12 protein-coding genes are annotated in these 20,970 nt (G+C 36.4%); 7 read left to right on the top strand and 5 right to left on the bottom strand.

The window, feature by feature from the left end; all coding sequences use genetic code 11:
* The first annotated feature begins 316 nt into the window (after positions 1-316).
* Complete coding sequence (locus tag HNP25_RS00325; RefSeq protein ID WP_184128383.1) at positions 317-2,575, top strand: site-specific DNA-methyltransferase; 2,259 nt, start codon at positions 317-319, stop codon at positions 2,573-2,575.
* Positions 2,576-2,773: 198 nt separating this feature from the next.
* Here the strand turns inward: HNP25_RS00325 and HNP25_RS00320 are convergent, their stop codons facing one another.
* The 5 genes from HNP25_RS00320 to HNP25_RS00300 all read right to left on the bottom strand — a co-directional run bounded on the left by HNP25_RS00320 (position 2,774) and on the right by HNP25_RS00300 (position 9,911).
* On the bottom strand, positions 2,774-3,706 hold the full coding sequence (locus tag HNP25_RS00320) for a hypothetical protein (RefSeq protein WP_184128380.1): 933 nt from the start codon (positions 3,704-3,706) through the stop codon (positions 2,774-2,776).
* Between the two features lie 24 nt (positions 3,707-3,730).
* The gene (locus tag HNP25_RS00315) at positions 3,731-5,248 is read right to left on the bottom strand and encodes a DUF7133 domain-containing protein (RefSeq protein WP_184128377.1); all 1,518 of its coding nucleotides are present in this window, start codon (positions 5,246-5,248) and stop codon (positions 3,731-3,733) included.
* Positions 5,245-6,330: a plastocyanin/azurin family copper-binding protein gene (locus tag HNP25_RS00310; protein ID WP_229202741.1), complete on the bottom strand. Its 1,086-nt coding sequence runs from the start codon at positions 6,328-6,330 to the stop codon at positions 5,245-5,247. Before HNP25_RS00310 ends, HNP25_RS00315 begins: the two co-directional genes overlap by 4 nt.
* A 480-nt stretch (positions 6,331-6,810) precedes the next feature.
* Positions 6,811-8,745, bottom strand: coding sequence for a DsbA family protein (locus HNP25_RS00305; RefSeq protein WP_184128372.1), 1,935 nt, complete (start codon positions 8,743-8,745; stop codon positions 6,811-6,813).
* Positions 8,742-9,911, bottom strand: coding sequence for a pyridoxal phosphate-dependent aminotransferase (locus HNP25_RS00300; protein WP_184128369.1), 1,170 nt, complete (start codon positions 9,909-9,911; stop codon positions 8,742-8,744). The genes HNP25_RS00305 and HNP25_RS00300 overlap by 4 nt, the downstream gene beginning before the upstream one ends.
* A gap of 575 nt (positions 9,912-10,486) precedes the next feature.
* Here HNP25_RS00300 and HNP25_RS00295 point away from each other — a divergent pair.
* From HNP25_RS00295 to pelA, 6 genes are all read left to right on the top strand, one after another.
* Positions 10,487-11,080: an RNA polymerase sigma-70 factor gene (locus tag HNP25_RS00295; RefSeq protein ID WP_184128366.1), complete on the top strand. Its 594-nt coding sequence runs from the start codon at positions 10,487-10,489 to the stop codon at positions 11,078-11,080.
* Positions 11,081-11,180: 100 nt separating this feature from the next.
* A complete protein-coding gene (locus HNP25_RS00290) occupies positions 11,181-12,218 on the top strand; it encodes a FecR family protein (RefSeq protein ID WP_184128363.1) in 1,038 nt (345 codons plus the stop codon).
* A gap of 260 nt (positions 12,219-12,478) precedes the next feature.
* Positions 12,479-16,099 (top strand): SusC/RagA family TonB-linked outer membrane protein, encoded by a 3,621-nt coding sequence (locus HNP25_RS00285; protein ID WP_229202740.1) that lies wholly within the window; start codon positions 12,479-12,481, stop codon positions 16,097-16,099.
* 69 nt (positions 16,100-16,168) lie between these two features.
* Positions 16,169-17,983: a RagB/SusD family nutrient uptake outer membrane protein gene (locus HNP25_RS00280; protein ID WP_184128360.1), complete on the top strand. Its 1,815-nt coding sequence runs from the start codon at positions 16,169-16,171 to the stop codon at positions 17,981-17,983.
* Positions 17,984-18,073: 90 nt separating this feature from the next.
* Positions 18,074-19,732, top strand: coding sequence for a DUF4957 domain-containing protein (locus HNP25_RS00275; RefSeq protein ID WP_184128357.1), 1,659 nt, complete (start codon positions 18,074-18,076; stop codon positions 19,730-19,732).
* Between the two features lie 108 nt (positions 19,733-19,840).
* Complete coding sequence (pelA, locus tag HNP25_RS00270) at positions 19,841-20,908, top strand: pectate lyase (protein ID WP_184128354.1); 1,068 nt, start codon at positions 19,841-19,843, stop codon at positions 20,906-20,908.
* The last annotated feature ends 62 nt before the right edge of the window (positions 20,909-20,970 follow it).

The following is a 20,970-nucleotide window of genomic DNA, read 5'->3' as shown; positions in this document are numbered from 1 at the left end:
CATAGGTACAACAAATAGCGGTTTTGCTTGATTTTACCTGATTTTATAAAAATCATAACCATTTGATTATCAGTACATTTAAAAACAAATGACACCATATTAAACCAAATATTTATGGACTTAAAACCCTGTTACTCATCGAGGACAAGACCCTGAGCTGTATTGGCTTAATAAATATGGTAAGGACGACCGAGACGAATTACTAAAAGTAGATATTCGTTCTCTGTATCGTCATGAACATATCGCTCCAGAAACACTAATTAAAAATCTTTATAAAGCCACTGAGACACAACCTGCTCAGTTAGACCTTTTTAGTGTGAACACACTCTTTGGCAATGCTTTAGAAAAAGATGAAATAGAAAAAGTATCGGAATATTATCAACATCAAGACGGTTGGACAAACCGACTGATACAAGGTGATAGCCACTTGGTAATGGCGAGCCTTTTGGAAAGAGAAGGCATGGCAGGGAAAGTGCAAACCATTTATCTTGACCCTCCTTACGGTATCAAATACGGGGGAAACTGGCAAATAAAACTTAATAACCGTGATGTAAAAGATGGTAGTGATGAAGCTCTTACGGGTGAACCAGAACAGATAAAAGCCTTCCGTGATACATGGGAGTTGGGCATTCATTCTTACCTTTCTTACCTAAGAGATAGATTATTGATTGCTAAAGAATTACTAACGGAAAGTGGTTCTTGCTTTGTGCAAATCTCAGACGAAAATGTGCATTTGGTTAGAAATTTGATGGACGAAGTTTTTGGAAGTGAGAATTTTGTGAGTATGATTTCATTTAAAACTACATCTGGTTTTGAAAGTACTACAATAGCAAGACAAGGAGACTATTTAGTTTGGTATGCTAAAAATTCAGAACAAATCAAATTTAGAACATTATATTTTGAACAACCGATTGTACCGGGTGAAGGAAATGCAAGATGGATAATGTTCCCTGATGGAACTTATAGGGGTGTTAATTCAGAAGAAAGAGATGGCACAAAAAATATTCCGATAGGTGCAAGGCTTTATAAGCCAGACAATATTGTATCACAAGGAAGTGCTAATACCTCCCAACCTTTTGAATTTAAAGGAAAAACCTACAATCCTCCATCTAAATCCCACTGGAAAGCAAACTATCCTGATGGAATGGAAAGGCTTGCAAAGTCAGGCAGATTACATATTGCTAAAAATAGTATTCAATATATTCGTTATGCAGATGATTTTCCTTATCAACGATATGGAAATTTATGGACAGATACTGCAATGGGAAGTTTTACTGATGACAAAATCTATGTAGTTCAAACAAATGATAAGATTATCCAACGCTGCCTATTAATGACCACAGACCCAGGAGATTTAGTTTTAGATCCAACCTGTGGAAGTGGCACAACGGCTTATGTTGCCGAGCAATGGGGCAGGCGTTGGATAACCATTGATACCAGTAGAATTGCCCTAAACATTGCTAAAACAAGGTTAATGACAGCAGTTTTTCCTTTTTATAATTTGTATGATGATGAAAGTGCTGATATTCGACAGGGTTTTAAATACAAAACCGTACCACACATTACTCTAAAAAGTTTGGCAAACGATGAACCTCCTGCTACTGAAACACTCTATGACCAACCCGAACAAGACAAGAAAAAACTACGGGTATCGGGACCTTTTACAGTAGAAACGCTTCAAAACTATGAGCCTACTACACCAGAAGAATTGGACGATGAAATTAGAGTCAACGAAGAAGAAGGAGCTTTTGAAGAACACATTAAACAGCATTTAGTAAGTGCTGGGATTAAGAACGGAACAAAATCAGAGATGGTGGTTTTTAGAAGTGTTGAATTATTGGCAGGCGAAGCACTTCACGCAGAAGGTTTTTATCAATCTGAAAAAGGTGAAGAAAAAGCGTATTTCCATATCGGACCAAAATTCGGAACGGTTAGTAAAAAATTAGTGAGTGATGCCATTAAACAATGCCGTCAAAAAGGTGATGCCAGTTGGTTAGTTATTTTAGGATTCAGCTTTGAGAGTGACATCGAAGGAGGTTCACAATCAACAAGTATGGGAACATTTCAAGTAGATAAAGTCCGCATTCACGATGATTTATTACAAGAAGGATTGAAAAAGAAACCAGCTAAATCAGCGGCAAGTTTTGTCACGATTGGCGAAACAGACATTGCCTTGCATAAAGAAGGTAATACAGTAAGTGTTGAAATTAGAGGATTAGACATCTATGACCCAATTCAAGACGTAGTAAAAGCCAGAAACGTAGCTGACCTAGCTTATTGGATGGTTGATGATGATTATGACGGGAGTAATTTTGTAGTAAAACAAGTATTCTTCTGTGGTGGAGATAAATCTGAATTTGATAAATGGAGAAAAGGATTAGACAATTTAGCAAAAGACACCACCAAAAAGAAAGTAGAAAAAACGTTAAAAATAGAGATAGACGACGAAGCTTTTGAGCGTTTATACGGACATATTTCTCACCCAATAGAAGTAAAGAATAAGGGACAAAAAATTGCGGTTAGAGTTATCAGTCAATTTGGAGAGGAGATAATGAAAGTATTGAGTGTAAAATAGTTTATTTACATCCTTGTCTGGTCTGGAGAACAGACAAGGATGCAATCTCTTTAAAATAATAACCTACCTCAACTGATTCAAAGTATAGCAAATCAAATTATTGAAAAGGTATTTGCCCTCTGTACTTTCTATATCACCTGTTTTTAGTTCATAGACATAACCTGCTTTTAATTCTGCTAAGGTTACTTCCGTGGCTGGTTAATTTGGTACATCCAATAAATAGCAATATAGCTTCTTATTGAATAAATACACAAGATGCAATTTTCCCTTGATTTCAACCATTCTAAAGTTTGGTTCTCCTTCTGTGAAGTCAAATGGGTTAGCCTTGAGATTGGGGAAGTAATCTTTTAGTGGAATAGTCATTACATTTTCAAGGCGTTCATTTTGAGCTTTTCTTTTTTTAACGCTCAATTTAGTAAAGTCATCTTCAAAACAATACACGTATTTCTCGTTTGAATAAGCTAAATAGCTTTCATTCTCATCGTATAAATAAAATGATTTTACCAGCGTATTGGTTAACGTGTCATACCGATACTCTGTGAGCCCTTCTGGTGAGTCAGTCACCATTGATAATACGTTTTTTGAATCACGAAAAGAAGTACTAACATAACCAATAACATCTTTTTTACTATATAGACGTTTGCTGCCATCATAAACAATTAGCTCAATAGAGCTTCCTCCAGAATCATCCCTTATAGGTGTTAGAATAGGAAGTACAACTAAAGCATATTTCCCATTTAGTAAAACAACGTGTTCAATATTAACATTAAATTTTAAAGAACTCGTCAACTTGTTTTTATCCATGAAATAAATTCTTCTTATGTTAGCAATGACACGTTCATTGGTATTTTTAAACAAAATGTTAAAAAAATCATAAGACTTCCCTTTTATTGCAAACGTATTGTCAATACTTTCTTTTTTGGTTGAATAGTTATAAACAGCCCATTGTGCGTCATCGTTAAATGCAAATAGTTTGTCCTCAAAAATATTAAATTGATAAGGACTGAATAAAGTTTTAAAGTATTTGGAGGCAGCCAAATCTAACACAAATAATGGCTGCTTTTTTTGTGCCTGTATAGATGTTGTAATGCTCAAAATGGTTAGCACTAAACAAAAAAAGATTTTTTTCATAAGACTTAGTATTTAAAATGATTATTACCTCAACTGATTCAAAGTATAGCAAATCAAATTATTGAAAAGGTATTTACCATCTGTACTTTCTATATCGCCTGTTTTTAGTTCATAGACATAACCTGCTTTTAATGCTGCTAAGGTCAATGAAACAGTTTTGCCATCGGCTGAAAGTTTGATGGATTGTACTGGAACATCTTTTACATCAAATTGCTTTGAACCATAGGCTTGATGATACTCATAATAAAAACGACGGAATTTATAATTGAGTAAATCTTGTGCTTTGGCTGGGTCGAGTGGCAAAGAGAAGGTTAAATCAAAACCTGTTTTAGTAAGTTTCATCGCCATAATATCTAAATGCTTTTTGCCTTTCCAAGTAATGCGTTGAATACCTCTTGCTCCCACCCAACCGTGGTCGTTTTGTCCAACCCACAAACTTCCGTCGGGAGCAAAAGCCAGACGATTATTTCCAATACGCATTTTTGAACTAAAATTCAAAGGAATACAAGCCCCTTGCATTGCTCCGCCTACTTCTTCCATCAACAGGCGAATTACGTATTTATGATCCATGTCGCCAATCAGCATTTGTCCGCCAAACATCCCGAACTTTCCTCCTGTATTTTCTAAAACGGGTTGTGTGGGCGAATTAGCAAAATATCCATGCGGAAATTGAATGGATTCTTTGGTTCGCATACTGTCTAAGTGAGCAACGGGTAATTCAATCGGAACTACTCTTGGAAAATCTTCTTTCCAAATCAAGCCAGCAGGATGTCCGTAAAACTTCCCTTCTTCTACATGATACAATTTACTTGTGCCTAACCAGTCGCCTTGATTATCAGAAACGAATAATCTTCCTTGTGCATCAAAACCCAAACCATTTGGCGAGCGAAAACCTACGGCAAAGGGTTTTAAAATGCCATCTTTGCCTAATTTCATAATCCAACCACGATAAGGCACACAAGAGTACATTCGTCCCGGACGAGAAAGTGAATCATATTTTCCCCGAATTTCATTCCTGATTCCTGCACCGTTTGAAGCTAAATTCAAAGCAATGAAAAGATTTCCTTGTTTATCGGCAATGGGACCAAAAGCAAATTCGTGATAATTGCCCGACATTCCAAAATCGTCTGTTACGGTTTGATATACATCGGCTACGCCATCGCCATCGGTATCTTTTACACGAGTAAGTTCAGGACGTTGCATGATTAAAATTTCGTGATTGTTAATCACCATCATACCCAAAGGTTCGTGTAAACCTTCGGCAAACATTTTCCATTGCTTGGTTTTCTGGTTGTACATCATTACTTCGCCACGGTGAAAACAGGCTACAAAACGCCCGTCAGGCATAAAACCAATTGCACCTGTTTCGGCAACTAAACCGTCTGGTAGAGTAATGTTTTCTACTTCATAATAATTTGCCGCAGAATCTTTTGGCGTAACATTTTGTGCTTTTAGTTTTGAAGTAAAAAACAGTAAAGCCAACAAACAGCCTAATGCTGTGTTAAAAGTTCTTTTGTTGTGAAGCGTATGGTTATTTTTCATTTTTTCATGGAAATACTAAGACGTTGAACATTAGCAGGAATACTGAGTACGCCATTATTGAACTTGCCCGATTTGCTTTGATACACGATGTCATCGTCGGTATTGACTAAAAAGTAGAGCTTTTGTTTATTGTTCTTAAAAGTAAAATCTCGAATCAAAGTTCTTCCGTCGGCACTTAAACGAATGGTTTCGGTTACTTCTACTTTATCTAATAAGTATTTGAAAGTGGGTAATCTTTTGTTGAGTTGATACCCTTTAAAATCAACCGTTGGAATGTTTTTTACATTGGCAATTCTGAAAGGAAAACCAGTTTTATCTCGCCAATATACTTCACCGACTACTTTTGTTAATTTACTTCCATTGCCTTTCCATTGTTCTGAATTATCCACAAATCCCCCCGACCAAGCGTATCTTAAATAACATTTGCCTGCATCAAAACAATAAGATTCCGTTTCGTTAAAAGCTACCGCAATGGCTGCGGGGCCACAATCAGGCATAAAAGTACGATACAACAAAGGGTATTTTACAGGAAAAGGATGTGGCGAAGGTGGCGTTTGTACAGCATGATGCCCTGCGTGATTCATCACAACATTTGTCGTTTTTTGTCGCTGTGCTTCGGGTACGTTAATGTCTTTTTCTAAAGGAGGCAAAGCTTTGTTGGTAGCATAAATAGCTCCGTACATCACAAAACCATGTCCGGGATACGTACAGACATAAGGATAAATTCCTTCTTTTTCCAAGGTAAAAGTAATGGTATCAATTCTACCCGGTTCAATGATTTTGGTATTGGCAATAATCAAAGGAGAGTTGGGTACATAATCCATCGTTGCACCTTTGTCGCCTAATTTCATGGCTTCTTCTACTACTTTTAGTCGGGCATTGGGTTTGGTGATGACCATATTATGAGCCATATCGTCGTGATTATCCAAAATAATCGTCAGACGAGTATTGGGTTGAACCGCCAAACGAGGTAAATCAAATTGTAATCCACCTAAAATTTTAACAGTAATGGTTGTATCTTTTTGTGAAAAGCTTTGCAGGCTCATCAACAAAAAGGTACATAACACACTTAATCGTATCATTTTTATCTCTTTTAGCATTGCTGAAGCAAGGGAAATTATAAATTTTGGTTTGTAAATTAAGCATGATAGCGGAAATTCTCTTCATGTATTGTAGGTTTTCATGATAGTTTGTTACTTTCGAAAAAGCTTTCAATATTCCATTATCATTTATTTACTTATAAAGAGTACTCTTTGTAAAATCTAATGGTTTCAAAAGATAAAGGCTTAACAGTCTTAGATTATGTTTATAAAGTTGTTAATGTAGTTTGGTCACAACAGTAAAATACTATTAGCCATAGCTTACTTTTCTTATATTGAAACAAGAAAAGTAACCGAAGCGTCGGTCGCAAAAGAAATTCCGAATCGCATCGGCAAACCGACTCGCTTCACTCAAACTGTAGGAATTCGTTACCCATCAATCATAAAAAAGCGGTCGAAATTAGTTTTTCGACCGCTTTTTTATGATTTTAAAATTCGGGATGACTCATATTAATTATTTCATTAATAATTCGCCAATTTACTTTTCCAGATAATTCCGTTTTTACTTTCGTATTTATCAATAAAACCTTTATCGAATAAATCTGCTAAAATATGATTGGTTTCTTCCATATCTCTGCTACTCAAGAAAGAAAATTCTTTGCTGGTCATCGTTGAGAAATTGGTGAATAAGAAAACTGGATCAGTATTGAAAGTCCTTTTTTGGGCTTTTGGAACTAGTTTATGAATAATTTCTTCTAAATACTCATATTCTTGATAATCCTTACTGATAATTTGTTCGTTTTCAAGGTTGGTGAAAATCAACGTTGGCAATACACCTACTTGCATATTCTGAGCCAAAATCAAATCTTCTCTGAAGGCTTCTTGTGCTTTATTTTCATAATCATGTACAAAACGAGCAGAGTCTAAACCAACATCAAAAGCCGCTTTTTCAAGATATGCCATATCAACGATATTGATTTTTTCAAGGAAGAGCATCTCTTTAATTCTTCTCAAAAACAACAAAGCCAAATCTGCATCTTGCATTTGTGCCGCTTTGAAAGCAATGGATGGCGGATATGAAGAAGGTAGTGGGTCTTCAATCCAAATATCACCATCCAACGGAATTCCGTGAATCATACAAACTTCTTCCCAATGTGGTGCTACGTCAGAAGGTTTAGAAATTGACCCACGCTCGTACTCATCCCAAGAAGGTAATAAACCTCCCATTCTGTAGTCAATCTTGATATAAGCACCATATTCTAATTTCAGCTTTCTCAATAAAGGCTGAACAACCCAACAAGTAGAGCAAATTGGATCTGTAAAATACTGAATATCAATAAGCTTTTCGGTATGTGCATCTTTGTCTTCTCTTTTTGAAATCAAAGGCACAACCATTTTATCACCATCTACACTGAGAGGGTTCAAAAACAATTCTTTTAGTTCTCTTCCTAAATAAATATGTTTTTTAATATCCTCTTGACGTTCGTCGTAATATGCCTCAAAAGCTTCTTCAACATCATCTAAAGACAATAATTTTTCCGTCAATTTTTTAGCATCTAAAATCGCATTAGTCGTTCCAGCACTGGTAAAAGGTAAAGCCAAATGGGCGGCATCACCAATTAGCACCACATTGTCTGCATGAAATTTAGGTAATAATCCAAAATCACGAGTATTCCAGATATAGCTTGTACTGAAATCATTGTTTGCTAATAATTCAGTAACCACTGGTGGAAAATCTGCTAATTGATAATTACAGAAAGCTTTTAATTCTTCTGGAGAGCAGCCTTGGTCACAATCGGCCTCAGCCACACTGTACTGCATAAACCAAACGAAGTCTTTTTCAGAAACAGGAATCATTCCGAAACTTAGTCCACGAGTACAGCTCTGATATTTTGTAAATATATTTTGATGCGAAGCACCTAATCTTTCGTTCGTACAAATCCCTACTACTTCTTTTACTTCTACAGGCGTATAAGTAACGGCACCTAAAATAGCTTCACGCACGGCAGAGTTTCCACCATCAGCACCCACAAACACATCTCCATATTCTACTTCACCATTGGTAAATTGTGCAGCAATGGCTTTACCATTTTCATAGATAAAATGTGAAAATGTCCTACCAGTTTTGAGTTGCTCTTTCGGGAATAAATCATATAAAAACTGTACTAAATCTTTTCGTTTGATACAACGCCAAAGATTTAACTTTTGCCTTTTTACTTGTTTTCCATCTTGTCTATTCAAACTAAAAGCACCGATTTCTTCACCGGGAAGACAAATTTCTGTATTGGCATTTAATTCGTTTAAGATAGACCAACCGTCGATGTGCATTAAAAACGCATGACCACGGGTAGTCATTTCTTTGAATTTTTCGTTGACAACAACTTCAATATTATTTTTCTTGAGTAATAGTCCCAGTGTTAGGCCTGCGACGCCTCCGCCAATAATTACTACTTTCATAATGCGTTGATTACTGTTTTAGTTTGTGAAAGTGCTTGTGTAAGGATTTCTTCAGAAGTAGCAAAGCTTAATCGGATATAGCCATCTGCACCTGCTCCGAACCATTCTTTTAATCCGGGGACAACGGCTACTTTTGCTTCATTCAACAATAATTCATGGATTTCTTTGCTGGATTTTCCTGTTCCTACAATATTGGCAAAAGCCACATAGCAACCTTCAGGAGCAATACAGTTTACACCTTTCATACTGTTAAGTTCAGTAACACAAAGTTTTTGCATTTCATTTAAATGTGCTACAAAGGCTTTTAGCCAATAATCACATTCATTTAATGCGGTGGTCGCAGCAATTTGACCGATTACATTGGCTCCATGAACAGTAGATTGATGTAATGATACTTTTATGAGTTTATCAAATGTTTCCTGATTAGATGCCATCACTGAACCAATGCGTAAACCAGCCAAACCATACGATTTGCTATAACCTGTTACAGTAACAGTGCGTTCACGAATGGCTTCATCTAATGAGGCAATACTGGTATAAGTATGTGGTGCATAGATAATATCACTCCAGATTTCATCCGACAAAATCGTTAAATTATGCTTACAAGCGATATTACCAAGTTGGAGTAATTCAGCTTTGGTAAATACTTTTCCTGTTGGATTAAGCGGATTACACAAGCACATCAAGCGAGTTTTTGGCGTAATTAGTTTTTCTAATGCTTCAAAATCTACTTTATCTGTTCCTGCTGGAATCGCAAAAGATACAGCCTTTCCTCCCACCGATTCTACAGAATATCTGAATAGGAAATCGACTGGGTCAAAAATGATTGCTTCGTCATTTGGTGCTAAAAAAGCCTGACAAACAACATAAATTCCAAAAGCTGCACTATCTACAGGAAAAATATAAGCTGGCTTAGCGGGGATATTTCTCTTGTTTATGAAAAAATTGGCAACACTTTCTTTAAAATCAGGCAAACCATCAGGAGGTCCATAACATAAATAGCGGTCTTTCACAAAACGAGTGATTGCCTCTGCAATTTCAGGAGCACTCGGAAAATCAGGGTCGGCGGCCGTCAATGGAATTACTCCCTGAGGTACTGTTGCCCATCTTAAATTATAGGCACGTTGTTTTAAAATTTCTAAATTGACAGAGCGGCTATCAAACATTGAATGCTGTGGGTTGGCGGTTAATTTTATGAGTTATTATGCTTAAATGAGACGATAAAAGAGCCAGTAAATAATATCCGTAGCACTCTTTATATTGTTTGGATGCTAAATATGTTGAATAAATGTAGAATTTACAATTTTATATCTACTTTTCTTTTATAAATTATCATTTGTTAATACTATGCTTTTAATTTTCATTCTATTAAGGTTTTTTCCTATTTAGGGCAACACTCTTTCTTCTTTCTCAAGGTTATAAAATCACTACAAATAATCAAAATTTATATCAATACACTCAAAAATTTAGATATGATACTCCACTAAGATGAGTAAATACAATGAAGGTTTTATTAAAGAAAAATGATGTTTTTCAACACATCTTTAGCATTTATTAAGCATTGAAAAACTAGAGAATCTTGATACTTCCTGTTAATCATTCCTAAAAAATTCTCAAAATAGAATTATGAAAACGTTGTCGGGAACGATTGCGTAAAAAATTAAGTCAAAACATTGGATATTGTAAATGCTTACTCCTACTTTTGAAAATAATTTTTTTAATATTATTTATTACTTTTCTTATGTATAGACCACTCAAAGCTTCAAGCGATACAGAATTACTGGGTCTTTTATTAGAAGACAGCGAGACTGCTTTTGAGGAAATTTACAGAAGATACTTCCAAAAACTTTACGCTTTAGCGAAACGCAGACTTTACGATAATCAACAAACAGAGGATATTATCCATGATTTGTTTTTGAACTTATGGCTGAATCGCCAGAAGATTCAGATTGACTCACTTCCAAATTACCTCATGCGTAGTGTAAAGTATCGAGTTTTGGACGCTCTCGACCACCATACGGTAAAACAGAATTTTCTGGATTACCAACTGCACATCAATCAAAGCTCCAACATTACAGAGGAAAATATCCTCTATGCCGATGCGATGCGGCTGTATCAAGAAAATCTTGTGGTATTACCCGAAAAATGCAGAGAAGTATTTTTGTTGAGTAGAGCTGGGCTTTCTCAAAAAGAAATTGCTATCCAATTGGGTATTTCAGAAAATACCGTCGAAAATCATATTGCCAAAGCTTTACGCTTATTGAAGTCTCGCATGGCTGAATTTATCAGTCCAAATGCTCTTTTCCCTCTCTTTTTCTTCCTTTTTGAAAATTAATTTCAAAAATAATCATATTCAAGTAGTGGAACTGTTTTCCTTAACCGACTAGTACGTTAAGGAGTAAATAGTATTTTATTGATAAAAAATAGCAACTAACATGATTCAAGGTGAATTCAAGGATGATGATGAAATCATCAATTCGCTCAAGCAAAAATATACTCCTGATGAAATCAAAAAACTGTTGGATTGGTACAATGCCTTCGACGACCATCAAGATGGAGTTGAAGAACATATAGAACCTGAAGAAAGGATTTGGGAAACATTACAACCAAGCCTCAACAGCGAAGTATTAGAAACATCAGTAATTCCTTTGTTTAATCGCAAAGTAATTCGTTGGGCAATTACAGGTATTGCAGCCAGTTTCCTGGTATTGTTAGGCTGGTTTTGGCAGCCACAAAAAGAAAGTAATCTTCAAGAAACGATGGGGTTCAAAGAAGTTTCACAAAAAGAGCGTTCGTTGTGGCAATCATTTACCAACACAAGTAAAGCGATTCATGAATTAGCCTTACCAGATGGTAGTAAAGTTTGGCTGAATCCATCCACCACCATTTTGTATAAAATTGTAAAAAATGCGGCAACCAGAGATGTGTATTTAGAAGGAGAAGCGTTTTTCGATGTAAAACCCAATAAAGAACAGCCTTTTTATGTAAAAAATAAAGGTTTGAATGTAGTGGTGTTGGGAACAAGTTTCAATGTGGTGGCATCTTCCAAAGATGCAAAATATGAAGTTTCGGTGGTGACGGGAAAAGTAAAAGTAAAATACCAAGACCCCGAAAATAGCGAACGTTTCAATCAAGTAATCATTACACCACAACAACAAGTAGTGATTCAGAAAGAAGAGAATACTTTAGAAACGCATGATTTAACCCTTGAAAAAAGTAAACACCGACAGCTTTGGGAGCCAATCAGCATCAGTTTTGATGAAGTAACACTTGATAAAGTATTGACCCGACTGGAAGTAGAATATGGCATGACTATCCGTACTCCCAACATGAACATTCGTAAATGCACACTTTTCGCCAATTTCACCAACCAGCGTTTACCCGTGATGATGGATATTATCTGTAGTTCTATCAATGCTACTTATCAGATTGAAGGCAATGAAATTACCATTATTGGCGAAGGCTGCTTGTAGGAATTGAGAGTTATGAGTTGTGAATGATGAGTGACAGGTTTTTAAATTAAAATAGCGATAAACAACATTGCAACTCTTATTAAAAACATCTTGATTATCAGGATTTTAGCAAAGTATTTTATTTTCAACCAATACAATTACAATAAAAAAAGAGGGCTTGAAGTGTTACCAGCACCCAAGCCCAACAATTACCCCAATCATTTCCTAGGTGATTTAAGAGTAATGTAGATTTCAAACACAAAATCGTACAAAGCAAATTTATGGAAAAACAATTTATTAAGACAACATTTTTCAAAATCATGAGGATGACTGTCATTCAGTTGGCCATTACTGTAGCTTTCATGGTGGCATCGTATGCCAAAGAAGCCAAAGCACAGGAAGTTTTAGCCAAAACCGTGACTGTTTCTATAAAAAACAGTACGATTAAAGGCGTACTTAAAGAGCTAGAAAAGGAATCGGGAGTACCTTTTGTTTTTAGTTCAAAGAACAATATCTCGCAAGCGACGAATCTTACTTTGACGGCTACCAACGAAAGCCTGAAAAATATATTGAGCCGTTTCTTGCCTCCGCTTAATATCGGCTATAAAGTTGTGCATAATGCCATCATATTAACGCCCATGTATGCCATTGAGGAAAAAATAGTACTTCCCTCCTCAACGATTGAAACGTCCATGCCCAGTATCACCGCCGACGTTACTATTAAAGGTAAAGTGGTGGATTCAGAAACAAATGAAACTCTTCCGGGCGTGACGGTAAAAGTAAAAGGAACTACTGCTGGAACAACGACAGACGTTAACGGAAAATATAGTATTTCGGTAGCCAAAGGTGCCACTTTAGTTTTTTCTTTCATCGGGATGAAAACGCAAGAGGTTACTGTTGATGGTCGTACAGAAATCAATGTATCACTTGCACCAGACAACAGTATGCTCGAAGAAGTAGCCGTAGTAAGTGATGGTTATGGTTTGGTAAAGAAAACCGACAATACGGGTTCGGTATCAAGTATGTCGGCTAGGGATTTAAAAAATATTCCAATCACCAGTGCTGCACAAGCAATGACGGGTAGAATGGCCGGTGTTAGTGTAGTAACGACAGACGGTTCTCCAGATGCTGATGTGGTGATTCGTGTACGTGGAGGCGGTTCACTTACGCAAGATAATTCACCTTTGTATGTGGTAGATGGTTTTATTGTAAACAGTATCAAAGATGTTCCTCCTTCGGATATTGAAAGTATCAACGTTTTGAAAGATGCAGCGGCTACGGCAATTTATGGTGCTCAGGCATCCAATGGTGTGGTGGTAATTACCACGAAAAAACCTCGTCCGGGTCGTACTACTGTTTCATACAACGGTTTTATGCAATTCAAAGCATTGCCATCTGACAGAGCCTATAAAGTACTTTCTCCTTACGAATACGTTTTGGTAAACTATGAAAGAGCTAAACTAAAAACGGCTACTGATGTGAACAACATAGAGAAGTTTTTTGGAAAATACGGCGATTATGATTTGTACCAAAACAAAAAAGGAACTGATTGGCAAGACGAACTTTTCGGTTCTCCACGTACTACTCAATCACATAATTTAAGTATTAGTGGTGGTAACGAAAACACAACAATGAGCTTAAGTTTGACGAACAATACTGACCAAGGATTACTTACTGGTTCGGGTTATAATCGTAATGTTATCAACTTCAAAATCAATCAAACGATTACTAAAAAATTGAAATTTGATGCTTCCGCTCGTGTTACGAATACCATCGTTGACGGTACTGGTACATCAGGTTCTGCACAACTTAATATTAAAGATGCAGTTCAAACAAGACCGATAAATGGTATTGCTGATGAATTAGACATTGATTTAAGTAGTGCTGGAACGGATGATGATTTTGCTTCTTTCCTTTTGGCACTTGTAAATCCTAAAAAACTTGTATTGCAAGACTGGCGTAAAAGAACAACACAAGACTATGTTTTTAATGCTGGTTTAAGTTGGGAAATTCTTAAAGACCTTAATTTAAAATCGACGATTACAGGTTCTAAATCATTCGATAAAAACTTACGTTATTATGGGCCATTAACTGGTGAATCTTTCAATAATGGGAGTAGCTTACCTATTGGCGAAAAAACCGTCAATGAAAATGATTCTTTCCGTTGGCTAAATACATTGGGTTATCAAATGTCTGGTTTAGGAAAACATAAACTAGATTTTTTACTAGGTCATGAAGTATATTCTTTGGGTGGCGATGTAAGTTTCATTCGCACAGAAGATTTTAGAGCATCTATTACTCCACAGGAGCTTTTTGCTAATTTATCTTTTGGACGAACAGACCGCCAATATACTAGTGAAAAAATTAGAGAGAATCGTCTTTCAGGCTTTGGTCGTATCAATTATCAATTCAAAGACCGTTACTTGGCTGCTATTACTTTCAGAGCGGATGCTTCAAGTAAATTCAGTGCAGAAAACCGTGTAGGTTTATTCCCTGCTTTAGCTTTAGGTTGGAAAATTTCTGAAACAAAACTCTTCAAAAGTATTACCGCTTTGGATGAATTGAAACTTCGTGTAAGTTATGGTGCTACTGGTAACGACCGTATTGATGCTACTGCAACAAAATTCTTGTTTGAAGCTACAACACTTCGTGGCCCTGGTTTTGGCAATATCGATAACGTTTATTATACCCCAACTGGAAGTACACTATATAATTCAAATTTGAAATGGGAAACAACTATCAATAAAAACCTTGGTTTAGATTTCGCTTTCTTCAAACAACGTTTAGTCGGAAGTATTGACTTGTATCAGAACGTTACCAAAGATTTATTACTTCAATCTGCCATTCCTTCAAGTTCTGGTTTTACTAGACAATGGAACAATGTGGGCAGTACTTCAAATAAAGGGATTGAATTAGCTTTAACAGGTTATTTCATTGATAAATCTGATGTTTCTTTCTCTGCAAACTTCAACTTCGGAATTAATAGAGCAAAAGTTGAAGCACTTGATGGAACTACGGAACGTTTCTTCCAATCGAACTGGGCAAGTACTGATTTACGTGACCAAGACGATTTCTACGTAAAAGTTGGTGGTACTTTAGGTGATATTTATGGTTACGTTACAGATGGTTTTTACTCAACCAATGATTTCGCAAGCTACGATGCTACTGCTAAAAGATATATCCTAAAAGAAGGAGTAATTAACTCTACTTCAATCACAGGAAATTCAGCTATCAGACCGGGCTTTATCAAACTAAAAGACATTAATGGCGATGGCGTGGTAAACAGCCTTGACCGTAAGGTTATCGGCAATACACTTCCAAAAGCACAAGGTGGTTTCGGCTTTAATGGTCGTTATAAAGGATTAGACGCTTCGATATTCTTCAACTGGTCGTATGGAAATGATGTCTATAACACTGGTAAAATTCAGTATAACCAATTCCGCCGTGTTACTTATGGAAACCTTACAGATGCCATGAGTCTTGAAAATCGCTTTACTTATTTAGACGTTGACGGAAAATACACAGGTACTCCGGGAGAAATCGTAACCGACCTAACGCAATTGGCTGAATTGAATGCGAATAAAAACATTTGGTCGCCACTTGGTTTTAGCGATTCGCAAGCATTAATCAGCGACTGGGCTGTTGAAGATGGTTCTTTCATCCGTTTAAACAACTTAAACATTGGTTACTCTTTACCAAAAAGCTGGATTTCTAAACTTGGTATGTCGCAATTAAGAGTCTATGTAACAGGCAATAACCTTTATTTATGGACGAAATACTCTGGTTATGACCCAGAAGTAAGTACTAGCAGAAGTAGCTATTCTGGCTTAACACCTGGTGTAGATTATTCATCTTTCCCTAGAAGCCGTTCTTATACTTTTGGTGTTAACATTACTTTTTAAGTTAAGAAAGCAATCTATAATCAACATAAATAAGCTGAACGTTCAGGCGAACAGTTATTAAAAATAATTATGAAAAAGAAATTACTGATGCTCGCAGCCTTGTCAATTTTTATGACATCCTGCAAAGACTTTTTAGAACCAGATTCATTATCAACTTTCGATACGAATTATATTTATTCAAACGTGGACGATGCTCGTAAAGGAGTAAATGCCATTTATGAATCTTTTGGGCAAGATGCCTTCCGTTCAAGACTTTCAAATAACATGGCGGGTAATACCGACATCGAACACCAAAGTGGCTGGTCGAGTTCGGCAGACCGTTATCAAATCTGGGATTTAAGCGCCCTTGCTACCAACAGTGATTTACGTATTACGTGGAATGCCGCCTATACTGCTATCAGAAACTGTAATGTAGCCATTGAAGGCATTGAAGCCAGTGCCGCTCTTAAATCGTCGGATGCTACGATTTCTAAAAAAATGTATCAAATGCTTGGCGAAGCTTATACCATTCGTGCTTATTGGTACAGTATGTTAACGTTTTATTTTGGAGACGTTCCAAATGTTCGCCTTGCACCAAAAGCTGGAAACGATTTCTTTTTACAGAAAGAAGACCGCAATGTTATCTTGACACAAGTAATTCAAGATTTAATTGATATTGAAGGAAAAATGTCTTGGGCTGACCAAACTAGCTATGGTATTGAACAAGTAAACCGTGAATATACACTCGGAATGATTGCTCGCTTAGCATTACAAAGAGGTGGATATTATCTTACTCCTTCTTTAGCGATGGAACGTAAATCTGATTATTTAGAATACTATAAAATTGCTAAGGAATATTCAATGAAATTAATTACGCTGAAAGACCGTGCTTTACCAACAGATTTCAGACAAGTATTTTTGAATGAATCAAAATTTGTAACCCCAACCAATAGCGATATTTTATTTGAAATACCATTCGCCAATGGAAATGGTGATGTTGGCTGGAACATCGGAATTACTGTTGACGGTGGAACAACTGCGGCACATAGTTATGGTTCAGGAAATAACTACATGGCAATTCCTCCAACTTATTATTTCTCGTTTGATACTTTGGATATTCGCCGTGATGTTACTTGTGCTTTGTATAAAATCAACACAAGCGGACAAGCCGTTTTCGTAAACAATTCGATGAACATCGCTCAAGGAAAATGGAGTCGTTGGTTTTTAGATAAAGCACCTGGTGCTTCAACAGCCAAAGGAACAGGCATCAACTGGCCAATGTTGCGTTACTCTGATGTTTTATTGATGTTGGCAGAAGCTGAAAATGAATTAAATGGCCCTACAGCTACTGCACAAGTTGCTTTGAGAAGAGTACGTCAACGTGCTTTCGATTCAAAATATTGGCCAGAAAAAGTGACGAACTACATTACAAGTATTTCGGGAAGTAAGCAAATGTTTTTCGATGCTATCGTCAATGAAAGAGCTTGGGAATTTGGTGGTGAAATGATTCGTAAATATGAATTAATTCGTTGGAATTTATATGCTAAAAAATCGCAAGAACTTGTAGCAACAACCAAAGAAATGGCAGATGCAGCTTTTACAGGTTCAGGGAATTATTCTGAATTACCAGATTATATGTACTGGAAAAGAGATGCAAGTGGCAATTTCAAAGTTTTAAATCCTAGTAGAAAGTATGTTGGCACACCAGATGCTACTTGGACAAGAGTATCGTTTCTAGCAAGTTTAAAACCAACACCAACTACTTATCAAGAGTGGATTACTAAAGATTGGGAGAAATACTACAACGGCCCAGTGCCAGGTGTTGCTCGATACATTTTCCCAATTCCAGCAGAAGCCATTACGAATAGTCAAGGTAAATTAGTGAATGATGGATACCAATTTTAGGTGAATGTTTAAGTGGTGATTTAGTGAGTTTTCGATGAATAATTCACTAAATCACAATTCACTGATTCATAATTAAACGAAGAAATACTCATGAATAAAACACATATAAAACAAGGTTTCGCAGTAGTCATAGTGAGCATAATGGCTTTCTTTGCTTGCAAACCAGAAGAGGAAATCACGGCTGAAACTCGTCTTTTCAGACCCGTTTTAAACAAAGAACTTTCTGCTAAAAATAATACCATCATCGTAAACATGGGAAATATCAAAGCAGCAACAGGTTATACCGTAGAAGTGAGTAGAGATACTTTCAAAACAACTGATTATACTTTTAAAGTAGATACAAATTATGTTATTGTTGACGAAACCTTGCTGAAAGGTGAATCTCTTTATTGGAATACTTCTTATCAAGTACGTGCCAAAGCACATGCTACTAAAACAGAATTAGATAGTAAAATATCAGATTTAGGAAGTGTAAAAACTGAAAAATTTCCGAGTATTATGGCTACTCCTACAGCTGCCGATGTAATTGATGTAGCTGCTAGAATAAGATGGACAACAGGCGGTGTAACCGTTGCGAAAGTAAAAGTATTTGCCAAAACAGACCTAAAATTGGCTACTCCTTTAGCACAATATGATGTTTCAGAAGCTGATCAAAAAGCTGGAAGCACGATTGTTAGTAAATTAAACCCGCTCACTACTTATCAATTAGCCATTTATGCTGCTGATGGTACCATTAAAGGTTGGGATAATTTTACCACTATCAGCCGTGCGGTTGATACAAGTAGCCCGAATGTAATCGACTTATCAGAAAGTGATGACCCAACTGCATTGAACACTGCTTTATTGAATGTAGTAGAAGGCGGAACTATTGTTTTGAAAAAAGGTGCTACTTATACCATGCCAGTTAACAATTTTGCTAAGTCTGTTACTGTAACAAGTGCTTATGGTTTTGGCGAGCAAAAAACGATTATTACGACTTCGGGTGGTGGGAATATTGCTGCGGGCGTTACTTTAGACTATATTCGTTTCAATAATATCGAATTTATCGGAGCAGACATCGGTGGAAGTTATATTTTCAATCCCAACATCGCTACTTTAACAACGGTTAAAGAACTTTCTTTGGATAATTGCATTGCTTCAAATATGCGTGGTTTATTGCGTATTAGAGGGAAATTCTTTGCGAACAATTTTATTATCAAAAACTCTATCATTCACCAAATTGGTACTTATGGTATTTTAACAACTGATACTGATGGTGCTGGTAATGCGGCTGTAGATAATATTATTCTCCAAAAAAGTACTTTCAGTAAAATCAATATTTTCTTGACTTCTCGTCAGAATTCAAATTCAGTTTTGATTGAAGACTGTACTTTGAGTGAAGTAGCCACCAACAGCGGTTCATTATTCAACTGGCGTGGTGCAGCTGGTTTGCGAAACGTGACGAATGGTATTAAAATTTCAAACTGTATTTGGGGACATGCTTGGGATCAAGCGGGTACTGCAGTATTGGCAGTTCGAGGAAAATCTGCTGGTTTAGATGTAACAAACTTTACTGTTTTGAATACTTATACAACTGGCGATTTCTCTTATGTGGCAGGAACTGAAATCTCTGGTTTACCTTCGTTTACTTATACCAAAAAAGCTGCTGAACTTTGGGTTAGTCCTTATTCTGGCTTAAATTTCAATTTTAAAGATGCTACTTTCCCTGGTCGTAAAGATACTGGTGACCCACGTTGGAGAGTAAAATAGCTTATTGTTGAAAATAAACAAGATTAAAATACACTTAATTCTCAGCCATTTATCTAGGAGAAAGCAAATATCCTTCGGTTGAGAATGAAGTAATTGAACTCAAAAAATATGTCAAAAAAAACCTTCCTCCTCTTAGCTTGTTTGGTAAGTTTTCAAATACTTGCCTGTAAAAGTACTCAAATCACACAAAGTGTTCAGACAAACGCTTATCCACAAGATTCTGTGGCTGAAAGAATGCTTTTGTACCAAAGAGATAATGGAGGCTGGCCTCAACCCGGTGGCGATGCTATCAATTATAAATTAACAATTTCTGAAAGTTTACGAGCAAAATTATTGTCTGAAAAAAAGGTTTACGATACGACTATCGACGATAAAGCTACCACAAACGAAATCAATACTTTAGTTTCTGCATACAAGAAAACACAAAACCCAGCTTATCTACAAGCTGCCGAAAGAGGTATCAACTATTTATTGGCAGCACAAAATAAAGCTGGTGGCTGGGGACAATTTTTCCCCGATACTTCGGGCTATCATAAACACATTACTTATAATGATAATGCCATGATGGATGTCATGAAAGTATTGCAAAATACTGCTAATGGGCAGCATGATTTTGAGCTTGTTTCTCCTTCTTTAAGACCTTTAGCAAAACTTGCCATTCAAAAAGGAATTACTTGTATTTTGAATACACAATACAAACAAAATGGCAAATTAACGGCTTGGTGTGCTCAACACGACCGTGAAACTTTACTACCTGCCAAAGCTCGTAAATTTGAATTACCTTCATTAAGTGGTGCTGAAACCGTTGGCATTGTGACTTTTTTAATGGAGATTGATAACCCTTCTACTGAAATTAAACAAGCAATAAAAGCAGCAGTCAATTGGCTTGATTCCGTAAAATTAGTAGGAATTAAAATCGAAGAAGTGAAAGACCCTTCCTTGCCAAAAGGTAAAGACCGTTTGGTAAAAACAGACCCCAATTCAACGCTCTGGGCAAGATTTTATAATACTGAAACGAATGTACCTTTCTTTACAGGCAGAGACAGCGTACCTAGAGCAACGTTAGCAGAAGTAGAAAATGAAAGACGTGTTGGCTATGCTTATTATGGTACTTGGCCAGCTAAACTTTTAAGTACCGATTACCCAGCTTGGCTAGAAAAATGGGATAAAAAATAAAAAAATACCTCTATTTCAATCAATTGCTTAGTTCTCTTTAATATTTCTCAAAAGGGAACTAA

The sequence above is a fragment of the Arcicella rosea genome (assembly GCF_014204325.1).
In the GTDB taxonomy this organism is placed as follows: domain Bacteria; phylum Bacteroidota; class Bacteroidia; order Cytophagales; family Spirosomataceae; genus Arcicella; species Arcicella rosea_A.
This window is presented reverse-complemented; position numbering and strand designations above follow the sequence as displayed.